The sequence below is a fragment of the Deltaproteobacteria bacterium genome (assembly GCA_016931625.1).
In the GTDB taxonomy this organism is placed as follows: Bacteria; Myxococcota; XYA12-FULL-58-9; order XYA12-FULL-58-9; family JAFGEK01; genus JAFGEK01.
Genome location: JAFGEK010000217.1, coordinates 1 through 7,433 on the forward strand (window position 1 = coordinate 1; position 7,433 = coordinate 7,433).

The window sequence follows — 7,433 nt, forward strand, 5'->3', positions numbered from 1 at the left end:
AGAGAGTTTTACGTAACTCCTCGTCATTCCTACGAAAGTAGGAATCCAATTCCGATAAAAGTGAAAAATGAGACTAAGAGTCAGCTCTTGCGCTATTAGCTCGGCTCTATTAGTCAAAAAATATGGCCTATAGCCTTACTAAAAAATTTTTAACCGCATTAAGTTCAAACTTTCCTGCGGACTTCATTTCTACTGATGCTGCAGATCTTATAGAGTATGGTCGCGACTGGACCCGTGTTTTTAACCCTGCCCCGTCAGCAATTGCGTTGCCTCGTACTACGGCTGAAGTATCTAAATTGTTAGGTTTATGCAACACACATAAGGTGCCTGTGGTTCCTTCTGGTGGGCGTACCGGCCTTGCTGCTGGTGCTGTTGCCAAAGATGGTGAACTTGTCATTTCACTTGAACGTATGCGTCGTCTTGATGCTGTTGACTCTGTTGCTCAATCTCTTCGCGTGCAAGCCGGTGTGGTCACCGAATTAGTGCACCAACATTGTGCTGATCATAAATTAACTTGGCCGATAGACTTTGCTGCCAAAGGACAGTGTCAAATTGGTGGCAATATTGCCACTAATGCTGGTGGCGTAAAAGTCATTCGCTATGGCCTTACCAGACAATGGGTTCTTGGTTTACAGGTAGTTTTAGCCGATGGTACTATTTTAGAACTTAATGGCGCTCTTGAAAAAAACAATACCGGTTTTGATTTGCGCCAATTATTTATTGGTACCGAAGGTACTTTAGGAATAATTACCGAAGCTACACTTAAACTTACTAGATTACCCAACCAACTGAATGTCGCTTTATTTGCTTTGCCAGATTTAGCAGCAGTGTTACTACTATTTCACCACATTCGCCAGAGCCCTTTTACTATTGCGGCTTTTGAATTTTTCAACTCGCCATGCTTAGATAGAGTTCAGCGTCATCGTCACTTAGCTGCCCCGTTTAGTGAACCAGCGCCGTATTATGTTCTGCTTGAATTAGAAAATGTCGCCAGCGAATCACTTGAAAATTGGCTTATGCAGCTTTTTGAAAACGAATTAGTGCAAGATGGAACTTTAGCCCAAAGTGAAACCCAAGCCCGCAATCTCTGGGCTTTGCGTGAAGGTATTAGCGATAGTTTAACTGCAACGGGTTTGCCTCATAAAAATGATGTGGCACTGCCAATCGCTAATCTTGAAGGTTTTTGCGATGAGCTAGCTGCAGTTCTTGGCAGAGAATACCCGGGTTGGGAAATTACTATCTTTGGTCATATTGGTGATGGCAATTTGCATATTAATGTTATGAAACCAGATGAATTAGCGATTGAAGAATTTCAGGTAAATACTGCAAAAGCCGATCATCATATATTCACTTTAGTACAAAAGCATAATGGTAGTATTTCGGCTGAACACGGAATTGGCTTATTAAAAAAGCCTTATCTGACCTATACCCGCACTGATACCGAATTATCTCTATTGCGCTCTATAAAACGTACCCTTGATCCATTAAATATACTAAATCCTGGTAAAATATTCGATATTTAAATATATCGGGCGCTGGCCAAGCAGCACCCAAAGAATTTCAATTGATTATGATACTATGCGCGTACGCAAATTGGTGGACAATTTGCTAATAGCTGCACAAACATCAACTGAAACGTCATGATCTAAATCCATTATCAAATAACCAATACGTGCATCGGTGCTCAACATTTGACTGTGAATATTTGCATTATGATCCGAGACAATTTTGTTGATATCGCGCAGAACACCGGGAACATTTTTGTGTACATTCAAAATACGGTGCGTTCCTTTAGAACGAGGCAAATCAAGTTGCGGAAAGTTAACCGCTCCACTGGTACTGCCTCTTGTAATAAAATTAGCTAAAGCTTCACCCACTTCACGACCAATGGCCGCTTGTGCTTCAAGAGTTGAGCCACCAATATGTGGTGTTAAAAGCACATTTGCTAAACCTTGCAGCTCGGTTACAAAACTATCAGTTTGCCCTTCAGGCTCCTCAGGATAAACATCTACAGCGGCACCAAATAGATGTTTGCTTTTTAAAGCATCGCTAAGCGCACTAATATCAACTACAGCACCGCGACTAGAATTTAACAAATAGCTACCGGCTTTCATTTGTTTAATCTCAGGCGTACCGATTAAATGTCGCGTCTGTGCTGTTTCAGGTACATGCAAACATACAAAGTCTGCCATACGCAGTAACTCAAAAAGATCACTTACCGCACGATTATTTCCCATTGGTAGCTTATTAACTACATCAAAATAGATAACCCGCATGCCCATTAATTCGGCTAAGACCCCTACTTGTGAACCAATGTGCCCATAACCGACAATGCCCAAAGTTTTGCCACGGATCTCATAACTATGTTCGGCGGTTTTGCGCCATTTACCTTTATGCAAATCACTTGAACGATCGCCAAGTTGTCTGGCAAGTAAAATAATTTCGGCAATCATCAACTCAGCAACGCTGCGTGTATTAGCAAATGGAGCATTAAATACAGGTATTCCATGTAATTGTGCAGCATCAATATCTACTTGATTGGTACCAATGCAAAAACAACCAACTGTGAGTAATTCTTTAGCGTTCTCTAAAACTTTTTGAGTTACCAGAGTTTTACTACGAATGCCCAAAACATGCACACCTTGTAATTTTTCAATCAATGCCTCTTCTGATAGGGCATTTTGCAAAGATTCAACCTGAAATCCTTCGCTCGCCAATATTTCTTTGGTGTTTGCGTGTAAATTCTCTAAAAATAACACATTTATACGACCACTCGATAAAATGTGTGTTTTGGCGTCAAAATTTGACGTTGTCATGCTTCTCCTTAGGGGGTGTCCCTAACCAAATTTAAATAATATTCTGGTTAAAGCATCTGCTACCTTCTGTCCACATCACCATAGTATTTGCTATAGTGCTTTTATGTATAATGCCAACGTTGCAGCATATCAACGTATTCTCATAGTCGACGATGAATCCGGTATGAGAGCTATGCTTAATTTGTTGTTATCCCGCAATGGTTACTTGGTAAGTGAAGCCTGCAATGGTAATGAAGCGCTGCAAATATTAGCACAAAACAGTGTAGACATTGTACTTACTGATGTACGCATGCCAGAACTAGATGGCTTAGGACTACTGCAAAAATTACATGATCTACAATTACCAGTAACCGTAATCATGATGAGCGCCTTTGTTGAACTTGAAGATGCTATTAAAGCTCTGAAAATGGGTGCTGCTGATTATGTTTCAAAGCCATTTCGTACTGATGAGGTGTTACTAAAAATCGCGATGGCCATTGAAAGGCAACGCCTTCAAGCTGAGCGAGAGCAATTACGCGATGAAAACGCACAGTTGCGTAAAAAAAGCCACAGTAAATCCACACCCATGGGACTTATTGGTAAAAGCCCACGTTTTATTGAAACGCTGGCAACAATTAGTAAAGTCGCAGATTATAAATCGACAGTGCTACTGCAAGGTGAATCAGGTACCGGCAAAGAATTATTAGCACGCGCCCTACATGCTGAATCAATTAGAAAACGCGGCCCTTTTGTACCAATCAATTGCGGTGCCATTCCTGAAACTTTACTTGAGAGTGAATTATTTGGTCACGTAAAAGGCGCTTTTACTGATGCTGGACGTACTAAAATCGGTCTAATTGAAGAAGCGAACGCTGGTACCCTATTTCTTGATGAAATTGGTGAATTGCCTTTAACTTTACAAGTTAAACTATTACGTTTTTTACAAGAAGATGAAATTCGCCGAGTTGGTGACATTAAAGATATAAAAGTTAATGTTCGAGTTGTAACTGCTACTGCTAGAGATTTGCAAAAAATGGTTGAAGCCGGACAATTTCGTGAAGATTTGTATTATCGTTTAAACGTATTACAGTTGCGCGTTCCCCCTTTGCGAGAACGCAAAGAAGATATTCCACTTTTAGTCGAACATTTCATCGAAAAATACGGCAAACGTCTAAATCGGCCAGGCATGACCTTTACGCGTGACGCATTGCGACTTTTATTGGACTACTCCTGGCCAGGCAATATTCGTGAACTCGAAAATTTGGTAGAACGAGCAATGGTACTAGCTGAGAATACCCAGATTGATGCTGCTAATCTACCTGATCATCTACAAAATGAAACCGCTTTAGCGACACCATTTGCTTTTGATCATAATTTTTCGATAAAAAAAGCAATTAGAATTTTAGAACGCGAATTAATTAAACGTTCTCTAAACAAAACTGGAGGAAATCGCACCCGCGCCGCCGAATTGCTTGAAATATCGCATCGGGCGCTGCTTTATAAAATTAAAGAATACGGCTTGCATTAGATGCATAAGACTTTTAGGGAATGGCTTTATTGCTTAAACTTAAGTAACAGCAGGTAGACAATGCCAGTGCAAAAAGACGATCATGAAGGCGAGCCTGCAAGCCGTAATGCTGCATCTGCCTCTCTGACGCCTAAAGACAGAAACAACGATACCACAATGACCGATAGTACTAATGCAGAAAAAACACGTATTGATGTTATAGCTGAGCCAAACTTGAATTCCCAAGATGGCAACAGAGTTACCGATGATCTGGCAGCAGACACCATAACCACAACAGAAGAGTCAAAGAACAATCCTGATACTCAAAAAAATATAAAAAATTCTTTTATGGTAACCGACCCAACATTGACTATAGAAAATACGCAAACGCAACAACCCGTATCAATTGATGATTTAGGTGACGCTTTTCCGGCTGCGCAAACTACCATACCAATTAGCAGACATGACCCCTCTACTGACTCAGAAGTTCTCGGTGACGCTTTTCCAGAGGATAATGAAAATACTATATTCGATGGCACTGAGGAGTTAATGGCTGCAGTAAATTCATCTAACCCTGTTAATCCAACTACCAAAGAAATAGAAGATACTAACGAACACCATGCCGTAGAAGATGATGCCGCCGCGCTTGCTAAAGTAATTGCTCAAAGTGTTGATGCTAGCGCCATTACCGGTAATGCAGGCATTATTCAAACCACTTCATCAGCAATGTTGCCCAGTGCTATCGACCAAGCTTGGGCTGAAATTGATTCTCGCCAAGACAGTTGGCGCAGCCTTATGAACGATAGTCATGATCGGCATAATACTGGTAAAATAGCGCGCACCCTTGCTGAACAACCCCGCTATGCCATTGCAACTAATAACGAAGCTGCACGTATAGTGTGTGTTGGCGGTGCTGATCTCGGCGCAGAATTTACTTTAAGTACAGATGATATAATTGGCCGTTCATCTTCTTGTTCAATTATTTTCAATGAAACCTCGGTATCGCGTCAACATGCACAGATATATCGCGAAGGCAACCTTTACTACCTTATCGATAAAAACTCAGCCAACGGTACTTTTGTAAATCACCAACGTATCTCTAAACAAATATTACAAAATGGCGATGAGATTAATTTTGGCAATGCCATGTTTCGCTTTATTGCCCCCGGAGAAATCTATAAACGTGACCCTTTACTTAAAAACGATATCCCTGCTGCAAACGTTATTGTTAAAGAATCAACAAGAGATCGCTCTGCTTTTACAACAGCTTCATCTGCAGAGTCTTCGGTTCTATCTTATGTATTAATTAGCGTTGTTATTTTGCTTATTGCAGCAGTAATCGCCTTAGGAATAATTTATTTAAGACGGCAAGATCTTCCAACTCCACGTGCCACGGCGGCTAATTATTTTGCCAGCGGCGTAACCGCAATGCAGAAAAGACAATGGGAAAAAGCACAATCTCAATTCAATATCTTTTTAACTCTTGAGCCTGCAAATCAAGCTGGCCAGCGCTATCTTAAAAAAATTGAGCGTGAAAAATCATTTGAAAGACAATTGCTTGCAGCCAGAAGCGCTTTAGCCGGTGGCGAGTTACTACTTGCCTATAATCAAGCTAGTTCCATTTTAGATTCTGCCTATACCACCGAAGCTAAAATTTTACTTAACAAAATTAACAAACAGCTTAACTCGAATATTGATGAGGCAAAAAATGCTATTAATGCCGGTAAATATAATGATGCCATCAAACTTTTAACTATTGTTGATGCTATTCGGCCAGGTCACGCCGAGGTCACAAATCTACTTGAACGCGCGCGGACCGGAGGTCATAAGCGGTCAACTTCAACAAAATCTGTTTCAACTCAAACATCACTTCTCGATGATGCAGTGAAATATTTCAATTCTGGTAACTACGATACTGCTATTGCAAAAGCTAAGGCTAGCAGTTCTAAGCGTAGCGCAGCTATGGTTGCCAACATTGAAAAATTTAAATTAATTATTGCTGATGCCAAAATTGAATATGTTGCTAAACGTGCCGATACTGCCATTCGTGAATATGAATTAGCAAAATCATTAGCTAAAAAAATCGGCAGCCCCGCAAATTCATCTGTACGCCAAAACATCAATAAAAATTTAGCAGATATGTATTATGTACGAGGCATAGATCGTTGGCTTGCCCAAGATTACAATGATGCCTTAACAAACTTTAGATCTGCGCTTGCTAACGACAACTCGCACACACCCACCAGAAATAAAATTGATGAAATGCGCAAACATGCTGGTGATTTTTATAATGAAGCTGAAAAAATCTACAATAGCAATCCTAAACGAGCTAAGTCATTGTATCGTTTAGTTATGCAACTATTGCCAGCATCTGACGATCGTTACCGTCAATCAGCACGACGCATAGATGCCAACCCATAATGAATGCAAATAAAGGAGAACTATCAGAGACCCGCTCAGACCTTGAGCTAATCCTCGCAGCACAGGCTGGCAATTATCACAGCTTTGAAGAATTGGTACGTCGCTATCATAGTCGAGTATTTAGGCTTGCTTATGGTATGATTAAAAATAAGCATGACACGCAAGAAGCTGTGCAAGATACTTTTTTAAACATATTCCGTAGTTTAGCGAAATTTCGTCAAAATAGCACTCCAGGCAGTTGGATATTTCGTATTGCAACTAATAGTGCCCTCATGCGATTGCGCACTAAAAAACGCAAACCACTAACATCGATTGAGAATATTCCAGACAAAACTCTTACTTCATCGAATAAGAGCCTTTGGGCTGTTCCTTATTGGACACAACAACCTGATGAAAAACTGCTTTCTTTGGAGCTGGCACATCATCTTCAAGATGCGATAACTCGTCTTCCAGAAAAATATCGCTTAGTTTTGTTGTTACGTGATGTCGAAGGACTAGATAATGAGCAAGTTGCGCAAGTACTCAACTTAAGTATACCTACAATAAAGTCCCGTCTGCATCGTTCTCGATTATTTGTTAGAGACGAACTTGAGCGTTATTTCAATAAGGAATAACTCCCCTATTTAGCTGACTCTTAGTCTCATTTTTCACTTTTATCGGAATTGGATTCCTACTTTCGTAGGAATGACGAGGAGTTACGTAAAACTCTC

At 40.5% G+C, this 7,433-nt stretch carries 5 protein-coding genes; 4 read left to right on the forward strand and 1 reads right to left on the reverse strand.

What is annotated here, in order from left to right:
* The first annotated feature begins 122 nt into the window (after window positions 1–122).
* Window positions 123–1,523 (forward strand): FAD-binding oxidoreductase, encoded by a 1,401-nt coding sequence (locus JW841_17745; protein ID MBN1962778.1) that lies wholly within the window; start codon window positions 123–125, stop codon window positions 1,521–1,523.
* Window positions 1,524–1,568: 45 nt separating this feature from the next.
* Here the strand turns inward: JW841_17745 and serA are convergent, their stop codons facing one another.
* Window positions 1,569–2,816: a phosphoglycerate dehydrogenase gene (serA, locus tag JW841_17750; GenBank protein MBN1962779.1), complete on the reverse strand. Its 1,248-nt coding sequence runs from the start codon at window positions 2,814–2,816 to the stop codon at window positions 1,569–1,571.
* Window positions 2,817–2,919: 103 nt separating this feature from the next.
* On the opposite strand from serA, the gene JW841_17755 reads away from it, so the two are divergent.
* From JW841_17755 to JW841_17765, 3 genes are all read left to right on the forward strand, one after another.
* Window positions 2,920–4,323, forward strand: coding sequence for a sigma-54-dependent Fis family transcriptional regulator (locus JW841_17755; GenBank protein MBN1962780.1), 1,404 nt, complete (start codon window positions 2,920–2,922; stop codon window positions 4,321–4,323).
* Window positions 4,324–5,097: 774 nt separating this feature from the next.
* The gene (locus JW841_17760) at window positions 5,098–6,723 is read left to right on the forward strand and encodes an FHA domain-containing protein (protein ID MBN1962781.1); all 1,626 of its coding nucleotides are present in this window, start codon (window positions 5,098–5,100) and stop codon (window positions 6,721–6,723) included.
* Entirely contained in the window at window positions 6,723–7,337 is a 615-nt protein-coding gene (locus tag JW841_17765) for a sigma-70 family RNA polymerase sigma factor (GenBank protein MBN1962782.1), read from the forward strand. The genes JW841_17760 and JW841_17765 overlap by 1 nt, the downstream gene beginning before the upstream one ends.
* The last annotated feature ends 96 nt before the right edge of the window (window positions 7,338–7,433 follow it).